A 15974-nucleotide genomic window follows, 5' to 3' on the forward strand; every position below is an offset into this window, starting at 1 on the left:
AAATAAAAACGGCGCCTTCGGGCGCCGTTTTCGTTTGGGGGTTTAGCGTTCGCCGCGCCGATAGGGCTGCATGAGCGCCTGCGGAACGCGCGCGCGCCGCGCCATGACGGCCAATGCGACAATCGACATGATATAGGGGATCATCAGGAATATCTGGTAGGGAACGGCCTTGCCATAGACCGTTTGCAGGCGAAGCTGGAACGCGTCGAAAAGAGCAAAGAGCAATGCGCCGAAAAGCGCGCGCGCGGGTCGCCACGAGGCGAAGACCACCAGCGCAATACAGACCCAGCCGCGGCCCTGCATCATGGTCGGAAAGAAGCTGTTGAAGGCTGAAAGCGTAAGAAACGCCCCGCCGACCGCCATAAGCGCGCTGCCGAACATGATGGTGAAAATGCGTACCCGGATCGGGTTTATGCCCTGTGCTTCCGCTGCATGGGGATTTTCGCCGGTCATGCGGATGGCAAGGCCAAGCGGCGTGCGAAACAGCACATAGCCAAGCAGAAGTGCGAGCGGAATGGCGATCCAGGTCAAGGCGGTCTGCGTTCCCAGCACCTGCCCGATAAAGGGAATATCCGCAATAAAAGACGGTTTGACCGGCTGGAAAGGCACGATTGCGGGCGGCGTCGAGGATAGCGGCACGAGAAGGCGGAACAGGAAGTAGCTCAGGCTCGACGCAAAAAGCGTGATGCCCAGACCGACCACATGCTGCGAAAGGCCAAGCGGGACGGTGAGCGCCGCATGGAGCAGGCCAAACAGCGCGCCTGATGCGGCAGCGGCCAGCACGCCCACCCACAGATCGGCGCCATTATAGACGGTCAGCCAGCCGATCATCGCGCCAAAGGTCATGATGCCTTCAATACCAAGGTTGAGAACGCCTGCGCGTTCGCAAAAAAGCGCGCCAAGCGTGCCGAAAATCAGCGGTGTCGCAATGCGCAGAACCGAGACCCACAGGCCGGCGGAAAGCAGGATATCCATCAACTCGTTCATCGGGCGATCCTGTATTGGGTGAAAAACAGCGCGACCAGCATGGTGAGAAGCGACAGCGCCACGGTGACATCGGCGATGAAGGAGGGAATACCGATGGCACGGCTCATGCCGTCAGCGCCGACAAACATGGCGGCGGCAAAAAGCGCGGAGAATATCGCCCCGATTGGATTGAGATTGGCGAGCATGGCGACGATGATGCCCGAATAGCCGAAGCCCGGCGACAGATCGGTAGTCACATAGCCTTTGACGCCCATCACCTGCACCGCACCGGCAAGCCCTGCCAGGCCACCGGAAATGCAGGCGACTTTAACCAAGGTGCGTCCGAGCGGAATACCTGCAAATCGGGCAGCTTGCGGGTTGAGTCCGGCGGCTTTGGTTTCGAGGCCAAAGACCGTGTACTTTTGCACATAGGCAAGGATGACGGCCAGCGCGATGGCGATCAACAGGCCGATATGAAGGCGCATGCCCGACATGATCTTGGGCAGCACGGCGGCATCGGGCACGGGTTCGGACTGTGGCCAGCCAAAGGCGAGCGGGTCTTTCATCGGCCCTTCGATCATCATCGAGACAAGCAGCACGGCGACGAAGTTCAGGAGCAGGGTCGTGACCACTTCATCGACGCCAAAGCGCAAGCGCAGGCCAAGCGGAATGAGAAGAAATATCATTCCCGCAACCGCACCGGCAATGAGCAGAACCGGGATCAGCAAGGGCGCGGGGAGTTGCAATTGCATGCCCACCGCTGCGACCGCAAGCGCTCCCATATATAATTGTCCCTCTGCGCCGATATTCCATAGCCGCGAGCGGAAGGCGACAGCGGCAGCAAGGCCGGTCAGCATCAAAGGGGTTGCGCGGGTCAGTGTTTCACTGATCGAGAGGCGGTTGCCGAACGCGCCGATAGCGATCTGGCGGAAGGATTCGAAAACCGGCGCACCAGCACTCGCAATCAGCAATCCGGCGAGGATGAAAGCGGCCAGAACGGCAATGACCGGCGCTGTCGTCACCAAAATCACGGGCCTTTTTTCGCGTCGTTCGATGCGCATCAATTCAGCCCTTTCGCGTCATTTAACTCAGCCTCTTGCCATTCACCGGCCATCATCAGTCCCAGCCTTTGCGCATCCGCCATTTCCGCATCAATGGGGGGTGACAGACGGCCTTTGACGATGGCTTGCACCCGATCGGCAAGGCCGATGATTTCATCGAGATCTTCCGAAATCAGCAGCACGGCGGCACCCCTGGCGCGGGCTTCGAGAATGCGCATATGAATGGCTGCGACCGCGCCTTCATCAAGACCGCGCGTCGGCTGTGCTGCGATCAGGATACGCGGCGCGGTTTCAAGATTGCGGCCCAGAATGAGTTTTTGCATATTGCCGCCTGAAAGCAGGCGGATACGGCTGTCAGGCGTGCCGCCGCGCACATCGAAACCCTTGATGATACGGTTGGTAAATTCACGGGCTGCGTTTCGGTTGACCAGCAGACCATGGGAGAATTGCGGATCGCGTATGCGTTCCAGCACGGCATTTTCCCATAATGTCAGATCGCCGATTGTGCCTTCCGCATTGCGGTCTTCCGGGATGCGCCCGATGCCCTGGGCTACGAAATGGCGTGGATCAAACCGGGCAACCTGCTGCCCGAACAGGGCAAGCGAGCCGCTGGCAGGATGGCTCAGACCCGAAACAAGACGGCCAAGCGCTGCCTGTCCATTGCCGGAAACGCCGATTATGCCTAGCGTTTCCCCAGCACGGACGTGAAAATTGAGTTCGGTCAGCCGGGCGATACCTTCTTCGATAAGGGTAATGTTGCGAGCTTCGAGCAATGTTTCGCCGGGCGTTGCGGCAGCACGGGCAGGGCGCGAAACGCGGCGTCCGACCATCAGTTCGGCCAGTTCTTCCTTGGAGGTATCGTGCGCTTTTCGCTCCGCCACCAGCTTGCCGCCACGCAGCACGACGATGCGATCGGCCGCTGACATGACTTCATGCAGCTTGTGCGAAATGAAGATGAGCGAAAGCCCCTGTCGCGCCATTTCTTTCAGCGTTGCGAACAATCCTTCGGCTTCCTGCGTGGTGAGAACGGCGGTCGGCTCGTCGAGGATCAGAATATCCGCGTCGTTATAAAGTGCTTTCAGGATTTCGACGCGCTGCTGCTCGCCCACTGAAAGATCACCAAGCCGCACATCCGCATCGACCTTCAGGCCGAAACGTTCGGCAATTCGTTCGATTTTGGCGCGCGCGCCAGCACGGTCGGATTTCAGTTTCCACAGGCTTTCCGTGCCGGTGATGATGTTTTCAAGCACGGTGAGATTGGGCGCAAGGGTGAAGTGCTGGTGCACCATGCCCACGCCCGAATCGATTGCCGCGCGCGGCTTGCCTTGCGGAATTTCCGCGTCCTTGACGAAGACGCGGCCTTCATCGGGCACATAATGGCCGAAGAGAATATTCATCAGCGTGGTTTTTCCAGCGCCGTTTTCGCCAAGAAAAGCGAGGATTTCGCCGCGTTCGAGCCGGAGCGAAATATCGTCATTGGCGATCAGCGCGCCAAAACGCTTGGTAATGTTTTGCAGTTCGAGAACGGTACTACTCATTGGTTCAACCCCGCTACGGGAAATTTGTGCTGCCAGCGCCGGTCTTTCTCCAGCCGCTCGCCCAGAGCAAGAAGCAGCCTGTCAGCGCCCATCGGAGCCATAAGCTGGATGGCCAGCGGCAACCCCGCCATATCCTCGCCAAAGGGAAGCGAAAGCGCCGGGAAACCGGAAATATTGCCTAGGCCCGCATAGGGCGCAAAGGCGGTCATCCTGTGCCAATGCGCCTCCACATCGCCATGATCCATCGGAAAAGAACCAAGCGGCAAGGGTGCGCGTGCAAGCATGGGCATTATCAGCACGTCAATATTGTGGAAAATCTGCCAAAGCATATGGGTGGCGCTGACCGCGCCATTCATCGCATCGTAAAGGGTGGTCGCATTGAAATTGCGGCCTCGCTCGGCAACGGCGCGCGTCAATGGTTCGAGCTTGTCTTCATCAAGAGCGAGCGCTTCGACGGCGCAAGCGAGATTGACCGAGATGATGCGGTCGAAAGCGCACGCGCTGGCCGCGACCAGCGGTGCGAGCCTGTCCGCAGCGATTTCGCTGACAGCATGTCCCCGCGTCTCGAGAAAGTGCGCCGCATCGACAACGGTCTGCATACGCTCAGACGTAACGGGAAAATCGGCAAGATCGCCACTCACCACACCGATGCGGAGGGATGAGGACAGTTCGCCGGACATCATCGCCAGATCTGGAACGAAGCCCTCGGTTCGGCCTTCGAGCAGCGGAAACAGCCTGGCCGCATCGCGTACCGAGCGGCAAAGCGCAAATTCGCTGGCGATACCAGCCAGATAATTGCCAAAGTGCGGGCCGGAGGGCATCGCGCCGCGGCTGGGTTTGAGGCCGATCAGGCCGCAAGTTGCAGCAGGCACGCGGATGGATCCGCCTGCATCGGTGGCATGGGCTATGGCGACAATACCGCTTGCTACTGCCGCCGCCGCGCCGCCGGAGGAGCCTGCGGGCGAGAGCGCTGCATCAAAAGGGTGGTGGGCAATCGGACCGCTTGCCGGTTCGCTGGCCAATGCAAGGCCGAATTCCGGCACGGTCGTCGTCCCGAAGAAATTCAGTCCTGCCTTGCGCAGCCGGTACGCAAGTTCTGAATCAGGTTGCTGCGAGGCATTCGCAAAGGCGCGCGAACCAAGCCGGATCGGCAGGCCCGCACAGGGACCGCCCAGATCCTTGAACAGGGACGGGACACCCGCAAAAGGGGCGCTTGTCGCGTCCTGAGAGCGAGCCGCATTTGCGCGGCCCAGTTGCGCATCGAGATATGAAATGGCGCCCAGGGAGCGCCAGTTTTGAGCAGCGGCAAGGGCGGCTTCCATGGCTTCACCAGCAGACAGAACGCCAGTGGCAATTGCCCGTGCAAGCGCAGTCGCATCCTGCTCTTTCATTTGGTTAGCCATATTGGCGCCGCCCCATGCCGCTGGTTAGCTTGGCTCTGTTATGTCCGCTTCCACGGTGAAAGTACCGGCCTTGATCTCGGTGCGGCGCGCCTCCATCTTGGCTTCGGCTTCTTGCGTGGCGACGCCCTTGACATAAACAATGTCGTTGCCGCCTTCCTTCATCTTGCTGAACGGCGTGTAGTCTTTGCCGGTCGGCTGTCCGGCCTTCACATCGGCAATCGCAGCATTGAGGATCGGGCGGAAATACCACATCGCATTGGCGAATACGGTGTCAGGATAACGCGGCGTGTAGTCGAGCAATGAGCCGACAGCCTTGATGCCGCGCTCCTTGGCAGCGTCTGCCGTTCCGATACGCTCGCCCAGAAGGACATCCGCGCCCGCATCAATCTGGGCAAGACCCGCTTCGCGCGCCTTCGGCGGATCGAAGAAGGTGCCGATGAAGGATGCCATGAATTTGGCATCCGGGCGGGTTTCCTTGATGCCTTGCCTGAAAGCGTTGATGAGCATGTTGACTTCCGGAATTGGCACAGCACCGACCGCACCGAAAGTTCCTGTCTTGCTCACCGAGCCTGCAAGCATGCCTGCAAGATAGACGGATTCCAGATTCCACGTACCGAATACGCCGAAGTTTTCGCCATGCGGCTTGCCTGAAGAGCCCATGATGAAAGTAGTTTCAGGATAGTCGCCTGCCACCTGCCGCGCTTCGCGTTCGACGGCATAGGATTCGCCAACAATAAGCTTGATGCCCTGTTCGGCATATTCGCGCATGGCGCGGGGATAGTCGCTGGCCGAAATGCCTTCCGAGAAGACATATTCAATGGCACCTTCATCATTGGCCTGCTGGAGCGCTTCATGCAGGCGCGAGTTCCATGCATTTTCCACCGGCGAGGCGTGAAGGCCCGCCACTTTGAGCTTTTCATCAGCGGCAAAAACGCGGGAGGCGAAAGCTGTTGCGCCGACAGTCGCCGATATGGCGAGAATATCGCGGCGGGTGAATGCGGATTTTCTTGTTATACCGGTCATGTGGACCCCTCTTATGATGTCGGTACGCATGGCCATGCGCCCGGTTGCTTCTTTTGAACACAAGGCTTCGCATTTGAGCACGAGGCTTCACTGGCAACAATTGCATTCTTGCCCAATTGGTCTCGAATTCAAGTGAATTACGAAATGATCTCCGAAAGAGACCGATGGTTTCCTATCAGCCAAGCGGCGCATAGTCTGCGGCATCGACCTGCGTCGGGCGACCTTCAATATGCAGCGCCGCTACACGCTGCGGGGTTTCGGCGATGACCTTGCCGCGCCGGACGACCGCCAGACGGTTGGCCTTCAGACGCAGTGCTTCCAGAGGATCGCGCGCCTGCAGCATGACAAAATCCGCATTGCAGCCTTTTGCAAGCCCGTAACCTTCAAGCCCCAGCGCTCTGGCCGAATTGACGGTCAATGCATCGAAAACCTGGTGCTTGCCTTCGATTGTGGTCATCTGCGCCACATGAAGCGCCATATGGCCCACTTCCAGCATGTCGGCTGAACCCATCGAATACCAGGGATCCATCACGCAGTCATGGCCGAAAGCCACATTCACGCCTGCCGCCATAAGTTCGGGAACGCGCGTCATGCCGCGACGCTTGGGATAGGTGTCGGCGCGGCCCTGAAGCGTGATGTTGATGAGCGGATTGGGAATAGCGTTCATCTGCGCTTCCGCGATCAGCGCAATCAGCTTGGTGGCGTAATAATTATCCATGGAATGCATGGAGGCAAGATGTGATCCCGACACGCGGCCTTGCAGGCCGAAACGAATGGTCTGCGCTGCCAGCATTTCCACATGGCGCGACATGGGATCGTCGGACTCGTCGCAATGAATATCGACCGGCAGGCCGCGTTCAGCGGCGATCCGGCACAACGCTTCCAGCGATGCTGCGCCATCAGCCATCGTGCGCTCGAAATGCGGAATGCCGCCGACAATATCGAGGCCCATATCCAGCGAACGGTTGACCAGATCGACCGCGCCGGGCGAGCGGTAATAGCCGTCTTGCGGAAAGGCCACCAGTTGCAGATCGAGATAGGGTTTGACCTTTTCGCGCACTTCGATCATCGCTTCGGCGGTCAGAAGGCGCGGGTCACTGACATCCACATGGCTGCGAATCGCAAGCAGGCCCTGACTGACGGCGAGATCGCAATAGCGCAGCGCGCGCTCGACCATGGCCTCACGGGTGAGCAATGGCTTCAGCTCGCCCCAGACCGCGATCCCTTCCAGAAGCGTTCCCGACATATTGAGGCGCGGCATACCGAGCGAGAGGGTCGAATCCATGTGAAAATGCGGATCGACAAATGGGGGGGTCACGAGCCGGTCGGTTGCGTCGATTTCGCGGGATGCCTGATGATCGCTGCTGGCAGCAGCAATATCGGCAATCTTGCCGTCCTTGACCAGAATGTCCTGCTTTTCACGCCCGTCCGGCAGATTTGCATTTCTTACGATCAAGTCGAACATCGGTGAAACTCCTGATAACCTTATGGATATGAGCATGAAATAGCGGCTCATTTCCAGATTGGCTTATACCGTCCAGCCTTGCCGCGCAATGCCGTGCAAACGACGAGGGGTCGTCATCCGCAGCGCAAAATGCTAGGCCGCAGGGAAAATAGTCACAGGGACGCCATGTTCACCATCGGTCGCATTGAAACCTTCGCTCAGGAGATCAGGAAGAGCCGCTTTCTTGCGATTGCCGCACCGGTGACGAACGAGCAGGCGGCGAAGGAATTTCTGGCGCAGCATTCGGATATGGCGGCGACGCATAATTGCTGGGCCTGGCGCATAGGGCAGAATTATCGTTTCAGCGACGATGGCGAGCCGAGCGGCACTGCGGGCAAGCCGATCCTGCAAGCCATCGACGGCCAGCAGCTTGATAATACCGTGGTGGTGGTAACGCGCTGGTTCGGTGGCATTCTTCTAGGGAGCGGTGGTCTGATGCGCGCTTACGGCGGCACTGCCGCCACTTGTCTGCGGCAGGCGGGAAAAACGGAAGTGATCCCGATCGTGGGCTTTTCGCTCGCATGCGATTTCTCTGATCATGCATTATTAAAGGCGCGTCTTGCGGCGGTGGATAATGTTATTATCGAGCAGGAGAATTTTACGGCAAGCGGCGTTGAAATGGCGGGCGTTATGCCCATTGCCGTCCGGGATGAGTTGTCGCGCCTTGCAATGGATATTACGCGCGGAAAGACCATCATCAGGTTTGACGACTGATCCCAAAGGGATTTGCGCGCCATCAGATACAAAGCCGTGATATATTTATGATTGACTGCGTTTGCTGTTGTACTTTTTTTGAATAACAATTACCGATTGCAGAAAATATTCATTCTTCGTTTGGTATCTTGTTTTATGCGTTGCATAACGGGCAGGTGACGGGACTTGCCGGGCCGCATATAGGCGGGGGGAATTATATATGAACGAGCGGGTACAGAGCGCGCATGTGCCATTGGCAGTGGATCTCGATGGGACGCTGGTCGCAACGGATCTGTTATGGGAAAGCCTGTTCATTCTTCTCAAGAAGAATGCCTTTTACGCATTCCTGCTGCCCGTCTGGCTTCTGTCCGGCAAAGCGCACCTCAAGCGCGAGATTGCACGCCGCATCACCATCGATGCGTCCTTGCTACCCTATCGGCAAGATTTTCTTGAATTTCTGCGGGAAGAGCATGGCCGGGGACGCAAGCTTGTGCTGGCAACCGCTGCGGCGGAGCCTCTGGCGCGAGCTGTCGCATCTGAACTTGGGATTTTCGACGCCGTTCATGCGACCGAGACGAATAATTTGTCGTCGCATCGCAAGGCGCACACCCTGACCGAGCATTACGGCCCTAACGGGTTTGATTATGCCGGAAACGACCGGGCGGACATAGCCGTCTTTCAGGCCGCGCGCGAGGCGATCATAGTCGCGCCTGACCGCACCGCCGCGCGCTTTCAAAAGGCAAATGGCGGACGTCTGTTCGCAAACAAATCTCGTGGCATCAAACCCTATCTGAAAATGTTGCGTGTACATCAATGGCTCAAGAACCTGCTGGTCTTTGTGCCTGCGTTTCTTGCCCACGATATTTCCGAGCCTGACATTTTTATGGCTGCCTGTCTGGCCTTCATTGCCTTTTCCGCAGCCGCATCGGCCATTTATATCGTCAATGACATCATCGATCTTCCGCTCGACCGCCAGCATAAAAGAAAGCGAAACCGGCCTTTCGCAAGCGGGGTTCTGAGCATTCCGTTCGGGCTGACGGTATCGGCTCTCCTTCTGCTCGTATCGGGGATCATAAGCCTGTTCCTGCCTCTCGCTTTCGTACTTGTTATGGCGGCCTATCTGGTTACGACAACGGCCTATTCGCTGCTGCTCAAGCGTATGCTGTTGGTCGATGTGATCTGCCTTGCCGCACTATACAGCCTGCGGCTTCTGGGCGGTATGGCGGCGACCCATATTCCGCTTTCCTTCTGGCTGATGGCGTTTGCCATGTTCTTTTTCCTGTCGCTGGCGCTGGTGAAGCGTTATGTCGAGTTGCAGCATTCGACCGGGACCGAGAAAGACCGGATCGCGGGGCGCGGCTACCGGCCCGAAGATATTGATATTGTCGGGCAGAGCGGCGTGGCCTCTGCCTTTACCGCCGTTCTGGTGCTTGCGCTTTATATTAACAGCGATGCGGTTCGCACCCTTTATACCTATCCCTGGTTGATATGGCCGCTGGTGCCCATCGTGCTTTATATTGTTATCCGTGTGTGGATATTGGCGCATCGTAAGGAAATGGATGACGATCCGGTCGTTTTCATTGCCAATGATTGGCGTAGCCAGTTGGTTATCCTGATTGGCGCAATGCTTCTGTTCACCGCCGGGATGCGATGATGGAACGGTCTTTCGACAGTTTCGGGCGGATCGACCAGCACAGCCGCAGTTCGATTGCGCTTGAAGATGCATGGGCTGGATTTGGAGCGCCGGAAACAAACGGGAAAAGCTTGCTGGCCTTCGGCAATGGGCGCTCTTATGGCGATAGCTGTCACAATGATGCCGGGCTTCTGGTGCCGATGCGCCCGCATAATCGCATTCTCAGCTTTGGCGAAGAGACCGGCATTCTGGAAGTGCAAGCCGGGGCGTTGTTGAGCGAGATTATCGCGGCCGTCGCACCCTATGGCTATTTCCCGGCCGTGACGCCCGGCACGCGCTTCGTAACGGTTGGCGGCGCAATCGCCAACGACGTGCACGGCAAAAACCATCATTTGCGCGGGACATTCGGCTGTCATGTCGAAAGTCTTGAATTATTGCGCTCCGATGGCGCTCGCCATCATTGCTCCAATGCGCAAAACCCGCAACTGTTTGCCGCTACCATAGGCGGCATGGGCCTGACGGGGCTGATTTTGAGCGCGCGCATCCGCCTGATGCCGGTCGGTTCTCTTGATATTGAAGAGCATATTACTCCATTCGGCAGTCTGGCCGAATATTTCGATATGGCGGAAGCCACGGATAATATGAATGAATATGCTGTTGCCTGGGTTGACCAACTGGCCAGTGGACGCTCGGAAGGGCGCGGCGTATTGATTGCGGGCAATCATGCGCGAAACGGTAATCGCGATACGGGTCGCGGCGAAGCGCGGTTTTCCGTGCCGTTTGATCTGCCGTTTTCGATGCTGAACAGGCCAAGCCTGACCCTGTTCAACGCTCTTTATTTTCATGCCAAGCGCCGAAAGCAGAAGCCGCATCTCGCAGGCTTTGGCAGCTTTTTCTATCCGCTTGACGGTGTGCGTGGCTGGAACCGCCTTTATGGGCCTTCAGGGCTTTATCAGCATCAGAGCGTGGTGCCTCTTGAGACCGCGCCGCATGTGATACCGCCCATGCTTGCCGCCAGCCGCGATGCGGGGCAGGTATCCTTCCTTACTGTGTTGAAACGCTTTGGCAATATGCGTTCGCCGGGGCTGCTGTCCTTCCCCAAGCCGGGCTACACCCTGACCATGGATTTTCCTAATCGCGGGCAAAGGACATATGATCTGTTGGCGCTGCTCGACCGGATGACCATTGAAGCTGGCGGTCGGGTCAATCCCTATAAGGATCAGCGTATGAGTGCGGCGACCTTCAGGTCGGGCTTTGCGCAGTGGCAACAGCTTGAGCAATGGCGCGATGAGCGTTTTTGCTCGGATTTCTGGCGGCGCACTGCGCTGACATCGGCATAATTGATTAGCGGGCAAAATAAATTCGGCAGGGCAGAAAAATGAAATATATTCCCTTCATCCTTTTCACGGTAATGACCAATGCGGCGGCGCAGCTTATGCTCAAACATGGCATGATAACGCTCGGGCCGGTCAGCTTTTCGGCGGACACGCTGATCCAGCGTATCTTCCAGATCGTCTTTAGTCCGTGGGTATTCGCGGGTCTGTTCACTTTCGTGATTTCCATGGCGTCGCATCTCTATGTGCTCTCGAAGGTTGATCTTTCCTTCGCCTATCCATTCCTCAGCCTTGCCTATGTGGCGGTCGCACTTTTTGCATGGCTTTTGTTCAAGGAGGAACTGGGCGCTTACAAGATTGCTGGTATCGCCTTCATTTGCATCGGAACGGTGCTGATCGCCCAGAGCGGCAGCAAGGCACCCGATGCCGGGCAGGCTGCTGCCGTTCACGATAATTCGTCGATATAAATTATAGTTGGGGCATGAATATGAGACATATTATTTTCGGTGGTGACGGCTTTGTCGGGCGCTATCTGGCGCCATCGCTTCTGGCGGACGGGCATGAGGTGATCGTCGCCGATATCGTCAAAAGCGACCTCGCACATTATCGCGACGCGGCTTTCGTTCATACCGATGTAACTGAACCGCAATCGATCCGCAGCCTGGGCATTCGTGCCGACGATATGGTCTATAATCTCTCGGCCAAGATGCTCTCGCCCATTCAGGTCCGCGCCAAGCGGCATGATTTTTTCTTTCCGGTCAATTATTATGGTACGGAGAATATTATCAAGGCGATGGACGCAGCAGGCGCAAAATCGCTGGTCCACTTCACCACGGACATGGTCTATGGCCATACTTATTCGTGGCCGCAGAAAGAAGACCATCCGTGCAATCCGCTGGGCGAATACGGGCTTTCCAAATTTAAAACCGAAGAGCTGGCTGCTGAATGGCGCACACGCGGCATGAATATCTCGCTGTTTCGTCCGCGCCTCATCATCGGCCCCGGTCGTCTGGGTATTCTGGAAAAGCTGTTCAAGCTGATTGACAACAATCTGCCGGTGCCGATGATCGGTTCAGGCAAGAATCCTTATCAGTTCATTTCTGTGTTCGACTGCGCTTCTGCGGCCTATGCCGCCTATAAGGCGGGCGTGCCGAACGAGGTCTATAATCTTGGTTCTCTCAATCCGCCGCCGGTGCGCAAATTGCTGGGCGATCTGGTCAAGCATGCGGGATCGAAATCCATTCTGCTGCCCACGCCCGCCTGGGCGGTCAAGCGGACGCTGGATTTTCTCGATTGGCTCAACATGCCGTTGATGGACCCGGAGCAATATCTGATTGCTGATGAAATGTGCGTGCTCGATGTCTCCAAGGGCGAGCGCGAACTGGGCTGGGTTCCGCAATATCGCGATGAGGACATGCTGATCGCCGCCTATGGTGAATACCGTAAAAAGCTTGCCGATGCCCGCTCCGGCGCATTGAAGGCAGCGTGAAGGACAGGATATGACAAAGACAGTTGCACCGCAAAATCTGCTCGATACCGTCAACCACACGCCAAAGCCCGATCTGCTTACAGTTGAAGATGCCAAGGCGCTTGATCTGCCGCGCATGACGGAGCTTTTCACCGCCCACCTCAATCCGGGCCAGTTGCATTTCATGAAGCTGCTCGGCTTTCACAAGATCAAGGTCGAGCGTGCCGAAGGCATGTATTATTACGATCAGACGGGTCGCAAGATACTTGACTTTTTCGGCGGCTTTGGCTCGCTCGCTCTAGGACATAATCATCCACGCATCCTCGAAGCACGGCACAAATTTCAGGAAGAGATGCGACATGAAATAGCCATCGCTTTCATGTCGCAATATTCGGCGGCTCTGGCCTATGACATTGCTGCCTGCTCGCCGGCTGATCTGGATATGGTGTTTCTGGGGTCTTCGGGTTCCGAAGCCATGGAAGCGGCGATCAAGGTCGCGGAACGGGCGGCGGGACCGAAAAAACCTAAAATTGTCTATGCCGAAAATTCCTTTCACGGCAAGACCAAGGGCGTTCTTTCGATCACCGATGGCGGTCTTTATCGTGGCGAATTCAAGCTCGTGGACAATACCGTCCGCGTACCGTTCGGCGATATTGAAGCCATTGAAAACGCTTTCCGCTCGGATCCTGAAATCGGCGTTATTGTGCTGGAAACGGTTCAGGGCGGCGGCGGCATCATCCAGGCGGATGCGGAATTCTGGCAGAAGCTGCGCCAGCTTTGCGATCAATATGGCGTCATCTGGGTGGCCGACGAAGTGCAGTGCGGCCTGGGCCGGACAGGCAAATTCTATGCCTTTGAGCATTACGACGTCATCCCGGATGTAACGGCGTTGGCGAAATCGCTGGGCGGCGGCAAGACAGCCATGGCGGCCATGATCGCGCGGCGCGATATTTACATGAAAGCCTATGGCACGCCGAAAACCGCAATGATCCATGCCATGGCGACATTTGGCGGGATCGGAGAAGCCTGCATTACCGCCATTGAAACGCTTAATGTGCTTTACGATGAGCATCTGATCGATAATTCAGCGGAAATGGGCGATTATCTTCTTGAGCGGCTGAAAGAGTTGCAGATCCGTTACCCCTCGCTTCTGAAAGATGTGCGCGGGCGGGGCATGATGGTGGGGCTGGAATTTCACGATTTCTCGCAAGCCATGCCGATGGTTCTGCGGCCCGTGCTTGGAATGCTTGATGACAAGCTCAAGGGTTCATTGCCCGGCTTCATCGGTAGCCATCTTTTGCGCGACCATGGCGTTCTGGTCGCCTTTACCGAATATAATCGCAATGTGATCCGTCTTGAGCCGCCGCTGATCTGCGAGCGGGCGCATGTGGATGAGTTTATCACTGCACTCGATGAAATTCTCGGGCGCGGCATTGTCCGTATCGTCAAGGATTTCGTGAAAGCCCAGATCAAGTAATGGGTCGGGCGCTTCCGCGCCCGACTTTTCATTATTACTTTTTGACAAGACCGGGCCGCAGAAGCAGGTTCCAGCAGGGATCGATCTCCACGACTTCCCGGTCTTGCAATGCAGAGCTATAAATCTTGTACAAGGCGAGCCGGGCGGTCGTCGCCGGGCATTTGGGTTGCAGGATGCCGTCTGTCGCCTCCACAGCCGCCCTTGTTTCGGGCGTCATTTTGGTGACGGTGCGGGATGGATCGGCGCCAATCTGGATTTCGCGGGTTGCTTCCCGGTCGAGAAGCCATGGGAACGGGTCAGTGAAATCGAGCGCCATCAGGCTGTTGAGGCGAATGCCGTTCTCCGCTTCGAATCGTTTGACGGCCTTGACCGCCTCGTCCGCTTCCATGATCCAGAACATCTGGTAGTCGAGCTCCGCATAAAGCCGCCAGCTTGGTAACTGCCCTGCTTCGGCCAGCGCTTCATAAGGTTGCGGATAGTCAGTATAATGCTGTTTGAGCAGCAGCACGCGCTCCATGATTCCTTTTTTGGTGGAGACCTGCCCGAGATTCCTGACCTCGGTTACGGACGGCTGCACATAGGTCGGCGCCACGGCAATCGCGCGCAATGTCTTGTGGGAAACCTGGCTGAAAGTTGGAATGACGCAGAAGGCGGTCAATATGACGAAAGCAAGTTTCGGCATTCCGTCGATGTGCTTGAGGCGCTGATAGATCATCAGCAGCAGTGGCCACAGAAAGATGAATTCCTGACTGCCGGTATTCTGAGTTTCCAGAATAATGCCGCCCAGCAGGGTGATTGCCAGCCAGACATAGCCACTATCGAACAGGCGGCTTGCATGGATTTGGCGGCTTGTCTCGATCCAGAACAGCACCAGAATCAGAAGGGATGCAGGCAGAATGACATCCAGCTTCCCGGACATCACGGTCAGGAAGCGGGGCAGCAATACATCGTCATTTGCCGCGACGAGCCGGACGATACTGTCGATATAGGCGGAAATCATATGTCCGTTCATTTCCAGAACGAGCAGGCCGACTACGGTGATAACGGCGGCGATCAGTACGCTTTTCACCGAAATGCGGCCCGCAAGAAGAGCCGTTAGGCCGAACAGGCCGCCAACGAGAAATCCGGTAATCTTGGTCAGAAACAGGCACAGCATCGCAAGTGCACAGAAAAGAGCAAGCTTGCGCCCGTCGCGAAGAAACATCAGCCCGCAGGTCAGCACATAAAGAAGCAGTGAGCTTTGGCGGTTATAGATGCCGAACCCGTCCAGTCCCGGATAAGAATGAAAAGACTGCGCATTGGCCGGAAAAATGGCGAATACCAGAAACGGAACAAGCAGGGCGAACGCAAAAGAGCGGTTCTGCGGTCCCAGTTCCGCCAGCACCATGGCCATCAGCGGCGCGGCAACGGCAAGCAGAGACCATTGCGCCAGCAATAATGGCTGTGCATTGGGGAAAAGATGCAACCCCCATGAGAAAAGATAGTAGCCCAATGGGCCGACGGGCGTGAGAAAATCCGCAGCCGGAATCTGGCCGGTCTTGATGCGCTGCGCAGCGTCGAGATAGAGATAGGTATCCCAATACATCGGCCCTATCGGAACGATAAGGGGAAGGACGAGCAGTCCCGCGAGAACGGCAACCACAAAAACCAGCCAGAACAAAGGCTCACGAAGGAGCCGGGTAAACCTGACTTTTTTCTTTGTCGTCGATGAAGTCGAACCGGTCAAATCTGCCCCCGCTTGATCCTGTGAATTTCCCGGAAATTTTAAGGAAACTGAACGACGCGGAAGGTCTTGTCAACGCAATGTGGCCGGCGGTGCATAGGCTCTTTATTCCCGATTTGTAGGGGTGGTAAATATATTCTGATGTCTGATA

Annotated in this window: 13 protein-coding genes; 6 read left to right on the top strand and 7 right to left on the bottom strand. The window is 56.9% G+C overall.

Annotated features, from left to right (window positions below; translation table 11 throughout):
- Window positions 1-42: 42 nt before the first annotated feature.
- The 6 genes from KUG47_RS16045 to KUG47_RS16070 form a co-directional block, all read right to left on the bottom strand.
- Window positions 43-987, bottom strand: a complete 945-nt coding sequence (locus KUG47_RS16045) for an ABC transporter permease (RefSeq protein ID WP_217678982.1) — start codon at window positions 985-987, stop codon at window positions 43-45.
- Complete coding sequence (locus KUG47_RS16050; RefSeq protein ID WP_217678983.1) at window positions 984-2027, bottom strand: ABC transporter permease; 1044 nt, start codon at window positions 2025-2027, stop codon at window positions 984-986. The genes KUG47_RS16045 and KUG47_RS16050 overlap by 4 nt, the downstream gene beginning before the upstream one ends.
- Window positions 2027-3565: an ABC transporter ATP-binding protein gene (locus KUG47_RS16055; RefSeq protein WP_217678984.1), complete on the bottom strand. Its 1539-nt coding sequence runs from the start codon at window positions 3563-3565 to the stop codon at window positions 2027-2029. Before KUG47_RS16055 ends, KUG47_RS16050 begins: the two co-directional genes overlap by 1 nt.
- Complete coding sequence (locus KUG47_RS16060) at window positions 3562-4968, bottom strand: amidase (RefSeq protein ID WP_217678985.1); 1407 nt, start codon at window positions 4966-4968, stop codon at window positions 3562-3564. Before KUG47_RS16060 ends, KUG47_RS16055 begins: the two co-directional genes overlap by 4 nt.
- A 24-nt stretch (window positions 4969-4992) precedes the next feature.
- On the bottom strand, window positions 4993-5982 hold the full coding sequence (locus KUG47_RS16065; protein ID WP_422718102.1) for a BMP family protein: 990 nt from the start codon (window positions 5980-5982) through the stop codon (window positions 4993-4995).
- A gap of 184 nt (window positions 5983-6166) precedes the next feature.
- Complete coding sequence (locus tag KUG47_RS16070; protein ID WP_217678987.1) at window positions 6167-7456, bottom strand: amidohydrolase family protein; 1290 nt, start codon at window positions 7454-7456, stop codon at window positions 6167-6169.
- A gap of 165 nt (window positions 7457-7621) precedes the next feature.
- On the opposite strand from KUG47_RS16070, the gene KUG47_RS16075 reads away from it, so the two are divergent.
- From KUG47_RS16075 to KUG47_RS16100, 6 genes are all read left to right on the top strand, one after another.
- Complete coding sequence (locus tag KUG47_RS16075; RefSeq protein ID WP_217678988.1) at window positions 7622-8209, top strand: IMPACT family protein; 588 nt, start codon at window positions 7622-7624, stop codon at window positions 8207-8209.
- A gap of 199 nt (window positions 8210-8408) precedes the next feature.
- Window positions 8409-9842 (top strand): UbiA family prenyltransferase, encoded by a 1434-nt coding sequence (locus tag KUG47_RS16080; RefSeq protein ID WP_217678989.1) that lies wholly within the window; start codon window positions 8409-8411, stop codon window positions 9840-9842.
- Entirely contained in the window at window positions 9842-11161 is a 1320-nt protein-coding gene (locus KUG47_RS16085; protein WP_217679012.1) for an FAD-binding oxidoreductase, read from the top strand. The genes KUG47_RS16080 and KUG47_RS16085 overlap by 1 nt, the downstream gene beginning before the upstream one ends.
- A 38-nt stretch (window positions 11162-11199) precedes the next feature.
- Window positions 11200-11622: an EamA family transporter gene (locus KUG47_RS16090; RefSeq protein ID WP_217678990.1), complete on the top strand. Its 423-nt coding sequence runs from the start codon at window positions 11200-11202 to the stop codon at window positions 11620-11622.
- Window positions 11623-11642: 20 nt separating this feature from the next.
- Window positions 11643-12644 (top strand): NAD-dependent epimerase/dehydratase family protein, encoded by a 1002-nt coding sequence (locus tag KUG47_RS16095; protein WP_217678991.1) that lies wholly within the window; start codon window positions 11643-11645, stop codon window positions 12642-12644.
- Window positions 12645-12654: 10 nt separating this feature from the next.
- A complete protein-coding gene (locus KUG47_RS16100) occupies window positions 12655-14100 on the top strand; it encodes an aspartate aminotransferase family protein (protein ID WP_217678992.1) in 1446 nt (481 codons plus the stop codon).
- A gap of 34 nt (window positions 14101-14134) precedes the next feature.
- Here KUG47_RS16100 and KUG47_RS16105 read toward each other — a convergent pair whose 3' ends face one another.
- Window positions 14135-15826, bottom strand: coding sequence for a hypothetical protein (locus tag KUG47_RS16105; RefSeq protein ID WP_422718099.1), 1692 nt, complete (start codon window positions 15824-15826; stop codon window positions 14135-14137).
- Window positions 15827-15974: the final 148 nt, after the last annotated feature.

The organism is Falsochrobactrum tianjinense (assembly GCF_019100495.1).
Taxonomy (GTDB): Bacteria; Pseudomonadota; Alphaproteobacteria; order Rhizobiales; family Rhizobiaceae; genus Brucella; species Brucella tianjinense.

Coding starts and splice junctions, on each gene's coding strand:
- KUG47_RS16075 (WP_217678988.1), top strand. CDS start 7,622: ATGTTCACCATCGGTCGCATTGAAACCTTCGCTCAGGAGATCAGGAAG.
- KUG47_RS16090 (WP_217678990.1), top strand. CDS start 11,200: ATGAAATATATTCCCTTCATCCTTTTCACGGTAATGACCAATGCGGCG.
- KUG47_RS16070 (WP_217678987.1), bottom strand. CDS start 7,456: ATGTTCGACTTGATCGTAAGAAATGCAAATCTGCCGGACGGGCGTGAA.
- KUG47_RS16050 (WP_217678983.1), bottom strand. CDS start 2,027: ATGCGCATCGAACGACGCGAAAAAAGGCCCGTGATTTTGGTGACGACA.
- KUG47_RS16095 (WP_217678991.1), top strand. CDS start 11,643: ATGAGACATATTATTTTCGGTGGTGACGGCTTTGTCGGGCGCTATCTG.
- KUG47_RS16080 (WP_217678989.1), top strand. CDS start 8,409: ATGAACGAGCGGGTACAGAGCGCGCATGTGCCATTGGCAGTGGATCTC.
- KUG47_RS16055 (WP_217678984.1), bottom strand. CDS start 3,565: ATGAGTAGTACCGTTCTCGAACTGCAAAACATTACCAAGCGTTTTGGC.
- KUG47_RS16085 (WP_217679012.1), top strand. CDS start 9,842: ATGGAACGGTCTTTCGACAGTTTCGGGCGGATCGACCAGCACAGCCGC.
- KUG47_RS16045 (WP_217678982.1), bottom strand. CDS start 987: ATGAACGAGTTGATGGATATCCTGCTTTCCGCCGGCCTGTGGGTCTCG.
- KUG47_RS16100 (WP_217678992.1), top strand. CDS start 12,655: ATGACAAAGACAGTTGCACCGCAAAATCTGCTCGATACCGTCAACCAC.
- KUG47_RS16060 (WP_217678985.1), bottom strand. CDS start 4,968: ATGGCTAACCAAATGAAAGAGCAGGATGCGACTGCGCTTGCACGGGCA.